Source organism: Hoeflea sp. 108 (genome assembly GCF_000372965.1).
In the GTDB taxonomy this organism is placed as follows: Bacteria; Pseudomonadota; Alphaproteobacteria; order Rhizobiales; family Rhizobiaceae; genus Aminobacter.
In genome coordinates this window covers 942074-959357 of the sequence record NZ_KB890024.1, presented here as the reverse complement: position 1 = coordinate 959357, position 17284 = coordinate 942074, and the positions used below count along the sequence as shown (strand labels likewise).

10 protein-coding genes and 1 pseudogene are annotated in these 17284 nt (G+C 62.7%); 9 read left to right on the top strand and 2 right to left on the bottom strand.

Annotation, left to right across the window (positions count from 1 at the left end):
* The first annotated feature begins 188 nt into the window (after positions 1-188).
* From B015_RS0104735 to B015_RS0104720, 4 genes are all read left to right on the top strand, one after another.
* Positions 189-959 (top strand): fumarylacetoacetate hydrolase family protein, encoded by a 771-nt coding sequence (locus tag B015_RS0104735; protein ID WP_018426519.1) that lies wholly within the window; start codon positions 189-191, stop codon positions 957-959.
* 111 nt (positions 960-1070) lie between these two features.
* Positions 1071-2051, top strand: a complete 981-nt coding sequence (locus B015_RS0104730; protein WP_051091892.1) for a DUF1402 family protein — start codon at positions 1071-1073, stop codon at positions 2049-2051.
* A 146-nt stretch (positions 2052-2197) separates the two neighbouring features.
* Complete coding sequence (locus tag B015_RS0104725) at positions 2198-2728, top strand: DedA family protein (RefSeq protein WP_018426517.1); 531 nt, start codon at positions 2198-2200, stop codon at positions 2726-2728.
* Between the two features lie 241 nt (positions 2729-2969).
* Positions 2970-5045, top strand: a complete 2076-nt coding sequence (locus tag B015_RS0104720; RefSeq protein WP_018426516.1) for an EAL domain-containing protein — start codon at positions 2970-2972, stop codon at positions 5043-5045.
* Positions 5046-5135: 90 nt separating this feature from the next.
* Here B015_RS0104720 and B015_RS30450 read toward each other — a convergent pair.
* Positions 5136-7498: pseudogene (locus B015_RS30450) on the bottom strand (DUF1989 domain-containing protein).
* A 254-nt stretch (positions 7499-7752) separates the two neighbouring features.
* On the opposite strand from B015_RS30450, the gene B015_RS0104710 reads away from it, so the two are divergent.
* Entirely contained in the window at positions 7753-9111 is a 1359-nt protein-coding gene (locus B015_RS0104710) for an NAD(P)/FAD-dependent oxidoreductase (protein ID WP_018426515.1), read from the top strand.
* 464 nt (positions 9112-9575) lie between these two features.
* Here B015_RS0104710 and B015_RS0104705 read toward each other — a convergent pair whose 3' ends face one another.
* Entirely contained in the window at positions 9576-10271 is a 696-nt protein-coding gene (locus B015_RS0104705; protein ID WP_081623435.1) for a response regulator transcription factor, read from the bottom strand.
* Between the two features lie 434 nt (positions 10272-10705).
* Here B015_RS0104705 and B015_RS0104700 point away from each other — a divergent pair, with 434 nt between their 5' ends.
* The 4 genes from B015_RS0104700 (at position 10706) to B015_RS0104685 (ending at position 17111) form a co-directional block, all read left to right on the top strand.
* A complete protein-coding gene (locus B015_RS0104700; RefSeq protein WP_018426513.1) occupies positions 10706-12415 on the top strand; it encodes an APC family permease in 1710 nt (569 codons plus the stop codon).
* Positions 12416-12493: 78 nt separating this feature from the next.
* Positions 12494-14206, top strand: a complete 1713-nt coding sequence (locus B015_RS0104695) for an APC family permease (RefSeq protein WP_051091891.1) — start codon at positions 12494-12496, stop codon at positions 14204-14206.
* Between the two features lie 278 nt (positions 14207-14484).
* Positions 14485-15375, top strand: coding sequence for a bifunctional methylenetetrahydrofolate dehydrogenase/methenyltetrahydrofolate cyclohydrolase FolD (gene folD / locus B015_RS0104690; RefSeq protein WP_026226890.1), 891 nt, complete (start codon positions 14485-14487; stop codon positions 15373-15375).
* A gap of 56 nt (positions 15376-15431) precedes the next feature.
* Entirely contained in the window at positions 15432-17111 is a 1680-nt protein-coding gene (locus B015_RS0104685; RefSeq protein ID WP_018426510.1) for a formate--tetrahydrofolate ligase, read from the top strand.
* Positions 17112-17284: the final 173 nt, after the last annotated feature.

Below are 17284 nucleotides of genomic sequence, written 5' to 3'. Positions count from 1 at the left end.
CACTCCGCATCCGATGCTATTGCAACGCCAATCGACCCGACACTGCCGCGTTGGAACAAACTGTCCCAAAAAAGGAACGATTTGTTCGCTCTGCCTGCAGGCCGCGTTTATTTCTTTGGCCGGCGTTCCATCTCGAATTTTTATGCGCTTCCGCCCTATCCTGATGCCGGAACCATGCGAGGTCGCCCATGGACGCGGCACAACTTCAGGATCTGGCAGAGAACCTGGCACGAAATCGGCGCGCCGGGCTGGTCACCGACCTGCCGATGTCGCTCCTGGAGACTGAAGCCGATGCGCTGTCGGCGCAATCCGCAGCACTCGACCTCTTCGACGACGACTTCAGGGGCTACTCGCTTGTGGCGACCAACCCCGCGGTGCAACGGTCGCTCGACCTTGGTTCGCCGATCTTTGCGCCAATTGCCAGCAGGTCGTTTCACGACGGTCTTGAGCACATCACCCTGCCCCGGGGCATGCTTGGCGCGCAGTGCGAACTGGCGCTGACCATCGGCGAAACTTACCCGTTTTCGATCGACCCGATCGACCGCCAGACGGCCGCGGGCATCGTCGTCGCCTGCCAGCCGGCGATTGGGCTGCTCGGGCGCCGCAGCCGCCCAACCGGGGTGAGCACCCTGATGGCGATCGCCGATTTCGGCCTGCATGTCGCGACGATCCGCGGCGCTTCGCACCATCATATCGACCCATCGCAACTCGATCGGCTGGAGGTGACGGCACGGCTGAACGGCAACGTCGTCGCACGCAGCACGGCAGGCACCATCCTCGGCCATCCGCTCGAAGCGGTCGCATGGCTGGCACGGAAGCTTGCAAGCGATCATCGGCAACTCAATGCCGACGATGTCGTCTTGACCGGCTCATGCCTGCCGATCCTTCAGATACTTCCGGGCCAGACCCTGTCTGTCGAGTTCGGAACACTGGGCTCCGTGTCCTGCCGGTTCGAGTGAACTTCGACGTCGAGCGCGCGCCAGCCGAACCTTCGTGAAGCAATCCGCCGCATCGCCGGTCATGGCGACCTATGCTTATGTGGCACGGGCGAACGGCTGAGGGGGCGAGGGATGGGATTTATTGGCAGGCTAACGAAAGCCGTGGCGGCAGTTGCGGTGGCGATTGCCATATGGGGGGCACCGACTGCCTCGCTGGCCGACAAGATGGTGGTCGTGCCTGCCGGCAACCGGTCGGCCAGCCAGCCAACCATCCCGGATGCTTCGGCGCGGCGCACCAGCGCCTTCAACACGACCTACGACGCCAAATACCAGCAGATCGTCGCGTTGCTGCAACGCGAAAGGAAGCTGATGGTCCAGATCAGGAAAGCGGCGGCGGCCTATGACGTCGCACCCATTCACATCATCGGCGCGCTTGTGGGCGAGCATACCTACAACGTCAGCGCCGTCGGCACCGCCCAGACCTATTACGTCAAGGCCTTGGCTTACGCCAATGCTGACTTCTCCTTCCGGTACAAGGGAAAATCCGTCCAGGAATTCCTGACGCGGCCGGAGTTTGCCAACTGCTCCGAGGACAAGGGCAGCGCCATCCTCTGGAGCTGTCGCGACCAGGTCTGGGAGGATGCCTTTCGCGGCCGAACGGTCGATGGCGTGACCTATGACGGCGTGACCATGCAACGCGCCTTCTTCCAGCCGTTCTATGCGGGCCAGACATTCGGCCTCGGCCAGATCAGCCCGCTCACAGCGCTTCAGGTGACCGACCTCGTCAACCGAAACAGCGGCTTTGCCAAGCTCACCCCGGACAAACCGCAGGCCATCTATCGCGACATCATGGATCCCGACCGGGCGATCATCTACATAGCGGCCATCGTGCGCGACGCAATCGACGCCTATGCCGACCAGGGCTTCGACATTTCCGGCAATCCCGGCATTACCGCGACCCTTTTCAATGTTGGCCAGCCGCGGCGGCGCGCAGCCGAACTGAGGCAGGCCGTGGCGAGCGGCAGTGGGCGGAAGCTGCCCGTCGAAAACTATTATGGCTGGCTGATCAACGACAGGCTGGCCGAGTTGCAGGCACTTCTGAGCGACGACTAGGACATTGGCGCACTTCTTCGAGAAACGCATTTGTTTCTTGCGCAGATCGGCACGGCTTCGTTTCGCCAGCCACGCGATGCGGGCTCCGCGCTTGAACTTCCTACTTTAGCATCGCTTCTGCGTATCACCCGACAAAGGATGGCCGGTTGTTTCCATATGTCGCCGACTTGGGCCCATACGCCGCCGCGGTCGGCGAATTTATCCAGGAAGCCGAAGGCTGGCTTACCACGATCGCCTTCATACTCGCCTTCGTGAAGTCCCTGCCCTTCATACCGCTGCTCATTCCCGGAACAGCACTTCTCATCGGCATCGGTTTCTCGATCGGCGCGAGCGGCGTCGACATCACCCCGGTATGGATCGCGATCAGCGCCGGCGCGGCACTCGGCGACTGGGTGTCCTATTGGCTCGGCAGGCGCTTCGCACATGTCGTGCACGACTCCCTGCTGGCCAGGCGCTACCCTGATCTGCTGCCGCGAGGCGAAGCGTTCTTCCAGCGCTGGGGAGCGCTCAGCATCGTGCTCTGCCGATTCTTCGGCCCCTTGCGGGCAACCGTTCCATTCGTTTCCGGGGTATGTGGACTGAGGGTCGTGCCGTTCCAGGTCGCGAACTGGTTCTCAGCATTCCTGTGGTCGGCTACACTTCTGTCGCCCGGCATCTTGGCCATGAAACGCTTGTGACCGAGAACATCCAAGCGAGCATCGCCACCGTTTCGTGCGCCACACTTCGAATAGCGTCGATTGCAAATTCATCATGGATCTAATCTAAAATATATACAGCATGTATCGGCATTTCGATTTTGGCATGGCTTGACGGCGCAAATTTATCATCTGCGACGTCTAGAGATTTACATCGATTTCACTATTGCCGCCTAAGTTTCCGGCCGGAGGAATTCTGAGCTGGTTCTAGGGGGAGAACGGCATGTCACCGGACAAGCGGCTTCGGCCAAGTTCGGAACACCAGTTGCTCGCGCATGGTCTGATGCGCAAGACCAGCGCGTCCTATGCGGGCGCGCTGCTTTTGGTGGCGTCGCTGGCGACCGCCAGCTTCTTCCTGCTCAGTTCGGTGATCTCTGCCAATGTGCAGAAGGGTGCGCTGATCGAGATTGGGGCCCGCCAGCAGATGCTGTCGCAACGCATCCTGCTGTCGGCGACCGAAGCCTACATGGCCCACGGCCAGTGGATGCGCACCCAGGCGCGGCAGAACCTGCACCACGCACTGACCGAGTTCCTCAACAACGAGCAGCTGATCCGCGAAGGCTCGACCAACCCAAATTCGCCGCTTTACCGCCTGGAGCTCTCCGAGGACGCCGTGCGGCTGTTCGAGCAGGCGCCGGGCCAGCTCAGGCAATCGACCGAAACCCTGGCGCAGACGGTCTACGCCTTCCAGGACGCGCTGCCGCTCAACGTGTCGGCCAGCATGCCGTCGGAAGCGGTCACCCACTTCACCGCGCTGAGACTCTATGTCGTCGAGAAGGCCCGTCGGGAATATGAGACGCTGACGCGGCTGTTTTCTTCCGAGGCACGCGGAAAGGGCCTGGTCGTCGAGAAAGTCCACCTGACCGTCTTCATCCTGACGATCCTGCTGCTGATTGCCGAAGCCTTGCTCATCTTCCGCCCGCTGGTCCGCAAGGTGGTCGCCACCACCAGCGAGTTGCTCAAGGCGCGCGACGCGATGGCGTTTGCCGCCAACCATGATGCACTGACCGGCCTCTACAACAGGGCCTTCCTCAACGACTACATCGAGACGGCGGTTGCCAGCGCCAAGCGCAAGGGCGAAACCCTAGCAATCGTCCGTATCGACCTCGACCACTTCAAGACGGTCAACGACACGTTCGGCCATGCGGCGGGCGACGCCGTCCTGGTGGAGACGGCGTGTCGATTGCTGACGACCGTCCGCGAGTCGGACGTCTGCGTTCGGCTGGGCGGCGACGAGTTCACCATTGTTCTCAACGACGCCGGCTCCGACATGGATGCAGGCCGGGTGGTGGCGCGCATCGTCGACGCGCTCAAGGCACCGATCGAGTTTGCCGGCACCTCGATCAAACCGAGCGCCAGCGTGGGTGCCGCCCTGTTCAGCGAAGACAGCGTCGTCGACGACGTGATGGTCAACGCCGATCTGGCGCTCTATCGGGCGAAGGCCGAAGGCCGGGGCTGCTACAAGCTGTTCACCACGACCCTACGCGACAAGTTCGAGGAGCAGACGAACCTCGAACGGGCGCTGCGCAAGGCAATCGCCGAGGAAGCGTTTACGGTTCATTTCCAGCCACAGGTTTCGCTCCGAGCGGGCGAGGTCATCGGCGTCGAAGCGCTGGTGCGCTGGCAGATTGACGGGCGCTCCGTTTCGCCCGGCGAATTCCTGCCCGTGGCCGAAAAGGCTGGCCTCATGCCGGCCATCGGCCGGATCATCTATGCGAAGGCCATCGCCACGGCCGCCTCCTGGCATCGTTCGGGCCTCGCTTTCGGCCGTCTTTCGCTCAATGCCTCGGCCCAGGAACTGCGCGAGCCCGGTTTTGCCAGCCATCTGCTCTCACTCCTGCGGCGCGAGGGCCTGCCGGCGCGTCTGGTTGCGCTCGAGATCGTCGAGTCGGTGATGCTCGACGACGAGCACAGCGGCATCGGGCTTGCGCTCACGCATCTGCGCCGGGCCGGCATTCGCATGGAACTCGACGATTTCGGCACTGGCTACGCCTCGCTCGCGCATATTGGCGACAACGAGATCGACAGGCTGAAGGTCGACCGCCGCTTTGTCAGCGGCATCAACAAGAAGCCGGCCAATGCGAAGATCGTCCGGGCCATCGTCGAGCTGGCGCGCGGTCTCGGCATCTCGGTCGTGGCCGAAGGAGCCGAAACCGACGCCGAGCTGTCCTGCCTGCAGGAACTCGGCTGCCCAGCCGTCCAGGGCTATGGCATCGCCCTGCCGATGCCTGGCGACCAGACGGCGTTGTGGCTGTCGATGCGCAGATCGGCCACCGCTGTGGCGAGCAACGTCGCCTGAACGTCCTCCCCCGGGTTCGCGTCCCTTTCCCTGCAAGAAAAGGCCCCGCGTTTGCGGGGCTTTTGGTTGTTGGCCAGAGGTTTGTTTGGCTTAGGACCGCGGGCGTTCCTTCTTGGGGTCGTAGTGGGCGAAGGGCACGATTTTTGCCGGCAGGCGCTTTTGCTGGCCGTCGAGCTTGCCGACCTCGACCTCGGTGCCGACCTCGGCATGGTGTGCCTCGACGCGGGCGAGTGCGATGTTCTTGTTGAGGATCGGCGAGCGCATCGACGAGGTGACGATGCCGATCTGGGCGCGGCCGATATGGACGCAGTCACCATGGCCGACAGCGACATTGGCGTCGATGTCGAGGCCGACAAGCTTGTGGATCGGATTGTCCTTGCGCTTGATCAGCGCGTCGCGGCCGATGAAGTCGTCGGTCTTGGTCTTCAGCGGCACGGTGAAGCCGATGCCGGCCTCGAACGGGTCGGTCTGGTCGGAGAACTCGTAATTGGCAAAGATCAGGCCGGCCTCGATGCGCACCATGTCGAGGGCGGCAAAACCCATCGGCTTCAGCCCATGCGGCTGGCCCGCTTCCCACACCGCGTCGAAGACCTTTTCGGCATCGCGCGGATGGCACCAGACCTCATAGCCGAGTTCGCCGGTGTAGCCGGTGCGGGAAACGACGATGGGCACACCCGTCGCATCGCCGATGCGACCGATGGTGAAGCGGAACCATTCGAGTTCGGACAGTGCCGGCTGGTGCGGCGGCGTCCAGACGATCTCCTTCAGGATATCGCGGCTGTTGGGACCCTGTACCGCGATGTTGTGCATCTGGTCGGTGGAGGAGCGGACAAGCACCTTGAGGCCGAGCTTCTCCGCCACCTCGCGCAGCCACACACCGGAATAGTCGTCGCCGCAGATCCAGCGGAAGTTGTCCTTGCCGAGCCTGAGCAAGGTGCCGTCGTCGATCATGCCGCCATGCTCGTAGCACATGGCGGTGTAGACGACCTGGCCGACGCCGAGCTTCTTGACGTCGCGGGTCAGCGTGTACTGCATCAAAGCTTCGGCGTCGGGGCCGGTGACCTCGAACTTGCGCAGGGCGGAAAGATCCATCACCACCGCCTTGGTGCGGCAGGCCCAGTATTCCTCGATGGCGCCTTCCTTGGCGAACTCCTGCGGCAGCCAGAAACCCTTGTATTCGATGAAGTTGCGGGTGTGCTTGGCAAAGCTCTGATGGAAGGCGGTCTCGCGGGTCATCTTGGGTTCGGCCTCCGGGGTCGTGCGTCGGGCGATCGCGCGCTGGAATGTGTTGGCGCCGGAATAGGTCCGGACGTGGATGTCGGTGAGGTTCCAGCCATTGGATGGCGTGGTGTCGTCGGGGCAGGCGGAGGAGACGCAGACGATGTCGGTCAGGGCGCGCAGCAGCACATAGTCGCCCGGCCGCGACCAGGGTTCGTCCGAATACATCACGCCATGGGCATCGATGCCGGTGTTGAAGAAGAAGTTGACCGCCATCCAGCCAGCGCGGGCATTGACCCCATGGGGCGTGAGTGCGCCGTTGAAGTTCTCCGAGCAGTTGACGTGGCCGGGATAACCGATGTCGTCGTAATATTTGGCGTAGCAGGCGAGCGCAAACGCATCATGGCGGCCGCAGGTGTCCTGGATGACCTCGACCAGCGGCTCGAAATCCTGATCATAATACTTCGCATGCAGGCCCGGCATCGGATAGGCATGGCCCATCAGCGAGCGGGTGGCGGTGACGTCGAGCGCGAGGTCGCGGCCCTTGTCGAGCTTGCGGGCCGAGAAGCACTGGAAGTCGGTGCACTGCGGCCGTCGACGTCGATGATCTGGATGTAGTCGCCGGCCTTGACGAAGAAGCTCTCGGCCGTCTTCGACTTGACCCTGAGATCGAGCACCGGCTCGGCGAGCGGATCGGGCAGGTCGGAACGGCCGGAGGCGGCCCGCACCGTTGCCCGCTTGATCATCACCACCAGCGGCGTCGAGGTGTCCTGGCCGTCGACCGCCATCGGGCTGCCGGGCGCGGCAACCACCAGCGACCCCGGGCGTGTGACGACAAAGCTCTCTTCGGTGCCGGCGGGCGTCGAGCCATCGAAGAAGCGCACCGCTTCGGCCCGGCCAAGCTCGAGCTTGCGGCGGGCGAGACCCAGACGGAACTTCTGCAGGCTGTCGTCGCCATCCACAAGCAGCGCCTTCAGGCCCGCGGCATCGCTGTTCGAACGCGTGCCCAGAATGCCCGGATCGGCGCGGCCGGCAGCGTCGAACGCCACCAATTCGCAGGCCTGGCCGCCCTCGAGATTGCGCACGCTCACGCGGTCGCCCGCCTCGATGTCGATCAGCGCCGCCCCCCGACCCGGCACATGATAGCGCTCCATGCCAGGCAAAAGCAGCCCTGGCTGAAGGATCAAGCTCGGTTGCGGTGGACCCGAGCGTACGGCGGGGTAGTCTGCAAACATCGTCACCACCTCGTCTGAATTTGCCTGTGTGTAAAGTAATTTCAGTCTAGAGAATACCTGCTTTGACGACGCTGGCAAGGCTTCCTTTCATGCCAGTAGCGAAAATCGATGCCACAGGCAGGCGTCGCTGCCCGTCTGCCCGCGTCTGCGCCAAACGCTTCGACGACGAAGCTTGTTGACAGCGACGACGGTCCATTATTATCATCCCAGTGAAATTTCTTTCGTCATGGAAAATTACTGGGAGGTAGTTCCGCATGAAAGCGCGTGTCGCCGTGATTGGAGCCGGGCCATCAGGGCTCGCACAGCTGAGAGCATTTCAATCCGCCGCGGCGAAGGGCGCCGACATCCCGGAAATTGTCTGCTTCGAAAAGCAGGCCAACTGGGGCGGCCTGTGGAACTACACCTGGCGCACCGGCCTCGACCAGTATGGCGAGCCCGTCCACGGCTCGATGTACCGCTACCTCTGGTCAAACGGCCCCAAGGAGGGCCTGGAGTTCGCCGACTATTCCTTCGAAGAGCATTTCGGCAAGCAGATCGCCTCCTATCCGCCGCGTGCGGTTCTCTTCGACTACATCGAAGGCCGCGTGAACAAGGCCGGTGTACGCAAGTGGATCCGCTTCGAGACCGCGGTGCGCATGGTGACCTGGAACGAAGAGACCAAGAAATTCACCGTCACCGTACAGGACCTGCCGAAAGATCACTGCTATTCTGAGGAATTCGACAACGTCATCGTCGCCTCGGGCCATTTCTCGACCCCGAACGTTCCTGAATTCCCCGGTTTCGACCGTTTCAACGGCCGCATCCTGCACGCCCACGACTTCCGTGACGCCCGCGAGTTCACCGGCAAGGACATCCTGATCGTCGGCACCAGTTACTCGGCCGAAGACATCGGTTCGCAGTGCTGGAAATACGGCGCCAAGTCGATCACCAACTGCTATCGCACCGCGCCCATGGGCTTCAAATGGCCCGACAATTGGGAAGAAAGGCCGCTGCTGGAGCGGGTCGACGTCAACACCGCCACCTTCAAGGACGGCTCGACGAAGCGCATCGATGCGATCATCCTGTGCACCGGCTACAAGCACCACTTCCCGTTCCTGCCCGACGACCTGCGCCTGAGGACGGCCAACCGGCTGGCGACCGCCGACCTCTACAAGGGCGTCGCCTACGTTCACAATCCGGCGCTGTTCTATCTCGGCATGCAGGACCAGTGGTTCACCTTCAACATGTTCGACGCGCAGGCATGGTGGACACGCGACGTCATCCTCGACCGCATCAAACTGCCCGCGACCAAGCAGGAAATGATCGCCGACGTCGAAGACCGCGTGGCCCGCGAGGACGCAGGCAAGGACGCCCATGACGCGATCGAATACCAGGGTGAGTACGTCAAGGAACTGATAGCCGAGACCGACTATCCGAGCTTCGACGTGGACGGCGCCAACCAGGCCTTCTTCGAGTGGAAGGAACACAAGAAGAAGGGAATCATGGAGTTCCGCAACCACTCCTACAGGTCTGTCATCACCGGCACGATGGCGCCGGCGCATCATACGCCATGGAAGGATGCACTTGACGACTCGCTGGAGTCCTACCTGCGCACCGCCGAAGCAGCGGAGTAAGACCACGGTCCTCCGGACTGCCCGACATCATCAGATGCCGCCCCACCAGGGCGGCATTTTTGCTTTGGGCTTGTCGGCTGGAAAGATGAAGCTGCGGAAGGATATCGACTTCCCTCGCCTCGACTTTTGGGAGGGCTACTCAGTCAACCAGGGCGAACCAACGGCTCGCCAAAGCCCCTCTCCGTCACGGCTTCGCCGTGCCACCTCTCCCCCACCTCGCGGGGCGAGGGACCCGCGTTCTGCCAAGTCCCGCCCGCAAGACGGACGTATGCGGTGGTCATCGGGATCTCAGTGACCGTACCGCGAATTGCGTGGCTCGCGTTTCCTCGCCCTCACAAAGTGGGAGAGAGGTGGCACGGCAAAGCCGTGACGGAGAGGAGGAAGGCAGGCGACGTGATACGCGAAAGGTGCGAGATCAGTCTCACACCCAGCCGAGTTGCCCCACAGGAACAACTCATCCCGGTTTAACTCAGGCTCGGACCGCGGTTCCTCTCGCTGGCATAGAGCGCCACGGCCATCGCGCGGTTGCGTACGTCGAGTTTGTCGTAGAGATTCTTGAGGTGGTATTTCACCGTGTTCTCCGAAATACCGGTGCGGGCGGCGATCTGCAGGTTCGTCCAGCCGTCGGCGAGCACCGACAGCAGCTCGCGCTCGCGCGTCGTCAGGCGAGACAGCGGCGTGTCGTTGATCTTGGAGACATCGACGTAAGGAATGCAGATCCGGCCATGGCCGACGGCGACCAGCGTGTCGAACAGGATTGCCGGATCGTCGAACTGATAGCAGAAGCCCTGCACGCCGAGCCGCACGCACTGCTTGAGGATCGCCACGTCATGGTCGTTGGAGAAGATGACGACGCGGGCATGCAGGCCCTGGCGCTGCATCTCGGAAAGCACCTCGCCGCTGTCCATGTCGGAGAGCTTCCAGCCCAGCACCGCCAGATCAAAACCCGTCTCGGCACGGGCCGCGGCCTGCAGAAAGGCCTTGCCGCTCTGCAGGCTTTCGACGAGCTCGAAACGGCTGTCACGTGTGATCATGTCGCCCAGAGCTGCCACGACGAGCGGATTGCGCTCGGCAATCAGGACCCTGAATTTGCTCTCTCTTGCCACCGGCACCACCTCAATTCCGATGCCCTGGCGCTGACCTTTCCATGCGGCGTTCATGTTCCTCCCGCCTATGTTATCGCGCCCACCTCTTGCCGAAACGTCCTTGATTTCAGGCCGATCATTCCTCCCGATACGGCCATAGAGATCAATTCATATCATGAATTAATTTTTCATTCCAGTGGATGCGTCAAATTAGCCGCCGAACAGGCGTCTGGAACCGGAAAAACCGCTGAAGCCCGGCGCTCCCACCCGTTCGGGTAGGGTGATTTCGTCCATGCAGGCACGACACCACTGGCCGATCATCCAGGCAAGCTTCCGTTGCGCGATGTTTCCATTAGCCGTGCGACAAAATGGCTTGACGGCGCATCGGATTCGGACAAACTTCACTTTGAGGAAAAAAAGAAGCCTAAGCGGAAAATGCTCGCGTACCACGAAACCGAAAGTCGGCGTGGGCGAACGGCACTCCTATAGCCAAATGGGGAATTGAACCAATGAGCGCTGTAACTGATGTCAGCACGGCGGAATCCGCCGGGCAACTGCATCGAACAATCGACTGGCGAGGCGCCTTCTGGGTTGCCAGCGGCGTGCCGCCGCTTGTCCTGTTTTCCATCGGCGGCATCGCCGGCACGACAGGCAACATCGCCTTCCTGATCTGGACGCTGTCCATCATCATGGGCTTCATCCAGTCGTTCACCTATGCCGAGATCGCGGGGCTGTTCCCCAACAAGTCGGGCGGCGCCTCGGTCTATGGCGCGACTGCCTGGCTGCGCTATTCCAAGTTCATCGCGCCGCTGTCGGTATGGTGCAACTGGTTCGCCTGGACGCCGGTGCTGTCGCTTGGCTGCACCATCGCCGCCGCCTACATCCTCAACGCGCTGGCGCCGATCCCCGGCTTCACCGAAACCTCGCCCGAGGTGCTGCAGTACATGGCAGCCAATGTCGGCACGAGTGCTGCCGACGCCGTCGCCGCCGTCACCACGGCAGCAACTCCCGGCATCCGTACCTGGACGCTCTACAGCCACACGCTGGGTCCGGTCGGTTTCTCGCTCAACGCCACCTTCTGGATCGGCGCGATCCTGATGCTGATGACCTTTGCCATCCAGCATCGGGGTATCCTCGGCACCGCCAATGTGCAGAAGGTCGTCGGCCTGCTGGTCATCGTGCCGCTTTTGATCGTCGGCATCGTCCCGATCATCACGGGCCAGATCAACTGGGACAACTATTCACCGCTGGTGCCGCTGGCTGCTGCCTATGCGCCCGAGCCCGGCTCTTGGAACGTCGCCGGCTGGACGCTGGCGCTGGGCGGCATGTTCATCGCGGCCTGGTCGACCTACGGCTTCGAGACCGCAGTCTGCTACACCCGCGAGTTCAAGAACCCGGCCACCGACACGTTCAAGGCGATCTTCTACTCCGGCCTGCTGTGCATGCTGCTCTACATCCTGGTGCCGTTCACCTTCCAGGGCGTGCTCGGCATCAGCGGCATGCTGGCAACGCCGATCGTCGACGGCTCGGGCGTCGCCGACGCCATGGCCACCATGGTCGGCGGCGGCGGCCTGGTGAAGACGCTTCTCGTCATGCTGATGATCCTGGCGCTGCTGCTGGCCATCATGACGGCAATGGCCGGTTCGTCGCGCACTCTCTACCAGGGTTCGCTCGACGGCTGGCTGCCGCGCTACCTAAGCCATGTCAACGAGCACGGCGCGCCCACCCGCGCCATGTGGACCGACCTGATCTTCAACCTCTGCCTGCTGGCGATCGCCTCCACCGACGCCACCAGCTTCTTCTTCATCCTGGCCGTCGCAAACTGCGGCTACATCATCTTCAATTTCCTCAATCTCAATGCCGGCTGGATCCATCGTCTCGACAACGGCCACATCCACCGGCCGTGGAAGGCCCCGACCTGGCTGCTCGCAGCCGGCACCATCTTTGCCTTCGTCAACGCCGTCTTCATGGGCGCGGGCGCCAAGGTGTGGAACCCGATGGCGCTGTGGGCAGGCCTGTTCACCGTCGCGCTGATCCTGCCGGTGTTCTGCTTCCGCCACTACATCCAAGACGGCGGCAAGTTCCCGGATCACATGCTCGAGGACCTCGGCATGAACGAGGCCGACCTGAACCGCAAGAAGGCGGGAATCCTGCCCTATGTGACACTGATCGCCGGTCTTGCGGTGGTGCTGATTGCCAACTGGTTCTTCGTGCTCTGACACGCCGGACCCAACAACAAACCCAAACGGTCCCGTGTCGAAAGGCGCGGGACCTTTCGACCAAGTCGGGGAACTGAAATGAGCGCAACAACAATGACAACCGCAGAGGCCGGCGACGGCCTTCACAGAACAATCGACTGGCGCGGCGCCTTCTGGGTCGCCAGCGGCGTGCCGGCTCTGGTGCTGTTTTCCATCGGCGGCATCGCCGGAACCACCGGCAACATCGCCTTCCTGATCTGGACCGCCTCGATCATTCTCGGCCTGATCCAGTCCTTCACCTATGCCGAGATCGCCGGCCTGTTCCCGTCCAAGTCGGGCGGCGCCTCGGTCTATGGCGCCACCGCATGGCTGCGCTATTCCAAGTTCATCGCGCCGCTGTCGGTGTGGTGCAACTGGCTCGCCTGGACGCCTGTGCTGTCCCTCGGCTGCTCGATCGCGGCCGCTTACATCCTCAACGCCCTGGCCCCTATCCCCGGCTTCACCGACACCTCGCCCGAAGTCGTCGCATGGCTCGCAGATCCGGCCAATGCCGGCAAGGCAGCGGCTGACGCCATCGCGGTGCTGAGCGCCGCCGCCACGCCGGCGATCCGCACCTGGACGCTTTATCACGGCTCGCTCGGCCCGGTCAGCTTCTCGCTCAACTCCGTGTTCTTCATCGGCGTGATCCTGATGCTGGTGACTTTCGCCATCCAGCACCGCGGCATCCTCGGCACCGCCAATGTGCAGAAGTACATCGGCCTGATCGTCATCGTGCCGATGCTGATCGTCGGCGTCGTTCCGATCATCACCGGCCAGATTAACTGGGCGAACTACTCGCCGCTGGTGCCGCTCGCCGCCGCCTACGCGCCCGAACCCGGCTCGTGGAACGTCGCCGGCTGGACCCTTGCCTTCGGCGGCATGTTCATCGCGGCATGGTCGGCCTACGCCTTCGAAACGGCCATCTGCTACACCTCGGAGTTCAAGAACCCCGGCCGCGATACGGTGCGGGCGATCTTCTACTCGGGCCTGCTCTGCCTAGCGCTCTACACGCTGGTGCCCTTCACCTTCCAGGGCGTGCTCGGCCTCAACGGCATGCTGGCAACCCCCATTGTCGACGGTTCGGGCGTTGCCGAAGCCATGGCCAAGATGGTCGGCGGCGCGGGCTTCGTCACCTCGATCATGGTGATGCTGATGATCATGGCGCTGATGCTGTCGATCATGACGGCCATGGCCGGTTCGTCGCGCACCCTGTACCAGGGCTCGGTCGACGGCTGGCTGCCGCGTTACCTCAGCCACGTCAACGGCCACGGCGCGCCCACCCGCGCGATGTGGACTGACCTGATCTTCAACGTTTTCCTGCTTGCAGTCGCCGCCGCGGACGCCACCAGCTTCTTCTTCGTGCTGTCGGTGTCGAACTGCGGCTACATCATCTTCAACTTCCTCAACCTGAATTCAGGCTGGATCCACCGCATCGACAACGGCCACATCAAGCGGCCGTGGAAGGCACCGACGATCCTGATCGCCGTCGGCGCCCTGCTTTCCTACGTCAACGCCATGTTCATGGGTGCCGGCGCCAAGGTGTGGAACCCCTGGGCCCTGTGGGCCGGCTTCATTGCCGCCGCCCTCATCATCCCGGTGTTCTGCTACCGCCACTATGTCCAAGACGGCGGCAAGTTCCCTGTGCACATGCTCGACGACCTCGGCATCAGCCAGGAGGATTTGAAGAACCGCAAGGCCGGCATCCTGCCCTATCTGACGCTGATCGCGGGCGTCGCGGTGGTGCTGCTCGCCAACTGGTTCTTCGTCATCTGAGCGGAGCTAAATGAGATACAGGCAGAGGCCGGCGCACGCCGGCCTTTTGCTTTTGAGGCAACGCTCGTCGCGCGACTTCACTCTCCGGAATGCAAATCGCCGATATTTCTCTTCATGAAAGATTTTTGCATTAAGGTTGACTTTCAGGCATGCCGCCTGCTATAGATTCAGACGGGAAAATTCAGCGCGAAAAGCGGGCCGGGTGTTGTATCCGGAGCTGGAAACCTGCGGTATCTGCCGTAGGAATGATCGCGCTTGCCTGGGAGGAAGTGCACAGCATGACGACGGTAATCGATGGCAAGGCAGTTGCCGCCGATGTGGTGGCCAAGGTCCGGACAGCAGCCGAAACGCTGATCGCCGAGACGGGCGTGGTTCCTGGCATCGCGGTCGTCATCGTCGGCCACGACCCTGCCAGCCAGGTCTATGTTTCCTCCAAGGGTAAGAAGGCCAAGGAGTGCGGCTTCCATTCGGTCGAGCATGCATTGCCGGCTGAGACCACCGAGGCCGACCTAGTCGCGCTGATCCGCAAGCTCAACGCCGATCCGGCGATCCATGGTATCCTGGTGCAGCTGCCCCTGCCCGACCACATCGACGCCGGCAAGATCATCCAGACGATCTCGGCCGACAAGGATGTCGACGGCTTCCATTTCACCAATGTCGGCAAGCTCGGCACCGGCGAACTCGACACCGCCTTCGTGCCCTGCACGCCCGCCGGCTCGATGCTCTTGATCGAGCGCGCGCTCGGCGGCGACCTCTCGGGTCTCAGCGCCGTCGTCGTCGGCCGCTCCAACATCGTCGGCAAGCCGATGGCCAACCTTCTGCTCAACGCCAATGCCACCGTCACCATCGCCCACAGTCGCACCAAGGACCTGCCGGCGCTGTGCCGCACGGCCGATATCCTGGTCGCAGCCGTTGGCCGTCCCGAGATGATCAAGGGCGACTGGGTCAAGCCGGGCGCCACCGTCATCGATGTAGGCATCAACCGCAGCGAAGGCGCCAACGGCAAATCGAAGCTGGTCGGTGACGTCGACTATGCGAGTGCAGCCGAACAGGCCGGCGCGATCACGCCGGTACCCGGCGGTGTCGGGCCGATGACGATCGCGCTGCTGATGGCCAACACTGTCACCTCAGCCTATCGCGCGGCAAACAAGGCGGCACCGCGCTTCTAGTTTCGGGCGCCGTCGGGCGCCCTGGAAAATCGAACCAAACTCAAGGGAAGAGAGTCATGGCCGAATTCAAGACCGATATCCAGATTGCGCGTGGCGCGAAGAAGAAGCCGATCCAGGAGATCGGTGCGAAGATCGGTATTCCGAACGAGCATTTGCTGCCTTATGGCCATGACAAGGCAAAGATCTCGGCCGAGTTCATCGCCGATGCGCGCAAGAACAAGGACGGCAAGCTGATCCTGGTCACCGCCATCAACCCGACGCCGGCCGGCGAAGGCAAGACCACGACCACGGTAGGCTTGGGCGACGGCTTGAACCGCATCGGCAAGAAGGCGATCGTCTGTATCCGCGAAGCCTCGCTCGGGCCGAACTTCGGCGTCAAGGGCGGTGCCGCCGGCGGCGGTTATGCCCAGGTCGTGCCGATGGAGGACATGAACCTCCACTTCACCGGCGACTTCCACGCCATCACCACCGCCCACAATCTTTTATCGGCGCTGATCGACAACCACATCTACTGGGGCAACGAGCTTAACATCGACACCCGCCGCGTCGTCTGGCGCCGCGTCATGGACATGAACGACCGGGCGCTGCGCGAGATCAACTGCTCGCTCGGCGGCGTCGCCAACGGTTTTCCGCGTGAAGCCGGCTTCGACATCACGGTTGCTTCCGAAGTCATGGCGATCCTGTGCCTGGCCACCGACCTCAAGGATCTCGAAAAGCGCCTCGGCGACATCATCGTCGCCTATCGCCGCGACAAGAGTGCCGTCTATGCCCGCGACCTCAAGGCCGACGGCGCCATGGCCGTGCTTCTGAAGGACGCCGTGCAGCCGAACCTGGTGCAGACGCTGGAAAACAACCCGGCCTTCGTCCATGGCGGCCCCTTCGCCAACATCGCCCATGGCTGCAACTCGGTGGTCGCCACCACCACCGCGCTGAAGCTTGCCGACTATGTCGTCACCGAAGCCGGCTTCGGCGCTGATCTCGGCGCCGAGAAGTTCTTCGACATCAAGTGCCGCAAGGCGGGCCTGAAGCCGGCAGCCGCCGTCATCGTCGCCACCGTGCGCGCCATGAAGATGAATGGCGGCGTCAAGAAGGAAGACCTCGGCAAGGAGGACGTCGAGGCGGTCAAGCGCGGCTGCGCCAATCTCGGCCGCCACATCGAAAACGTCCGCCAGTTCGGCGTGCCGGCGGTGGTCGCCATCAACCACTTCTATTCCGACACCGACGCCGAGATTGCGGCGATGAAGGACTATGTCGCCAAGATGGGCGAAGAGGCGATCCTGTGCCAGCATTGGGCCAAGGGTTCGGCCGGCATCGAGGATCTCGCCAAGAAGGTGGTCAGCCTGGCCGAAAGCGGCGTCTCGCAGTTCGCCCCGCTCTACCCCGACGACATGAAGCTGTTCGACAAGATCGACACCATCGTCAAGCGCATCTACCGCGGCTCGCAGGCGATCGCCGACAAGAGCGTGCGCGACCAGCTGCATGCGTGGGAACAGGCGGGTTACGGCAACCTGCCGGTGTGCATGGCCAAGACGCAGTACTCATTCTCGACCGACCCCAACCTGCGCGGCGCCCCCGTCGACCATGTGGTGCCGGTGCGTGAGGTCAGGCTGTCGGCCGGCGCCGGCTTCGTCGTCGCCATCTGCGGTGAGATCATGACCATGCCGGGCCTGCCAAAGGCGCCGTCATCGGAAAAGATCTTCCTCAACGAACAGGGACAGATCGAAGGCCTGTTCTGAGAACCGATCGGCCCGACGAACGATTTCGATCTTCGGAAAGGGTCAAATGACTGGGAATGCCGCGCGTCACCAAGGCTCGCGGCACTCCGAAGCGAGCTTCACTCTCCCAAGGCGCTCCTCCCCACCCACCTGTCCCCCAGGCCTGGAGCGCCCTTCAAGGCCTGGCACCTTGT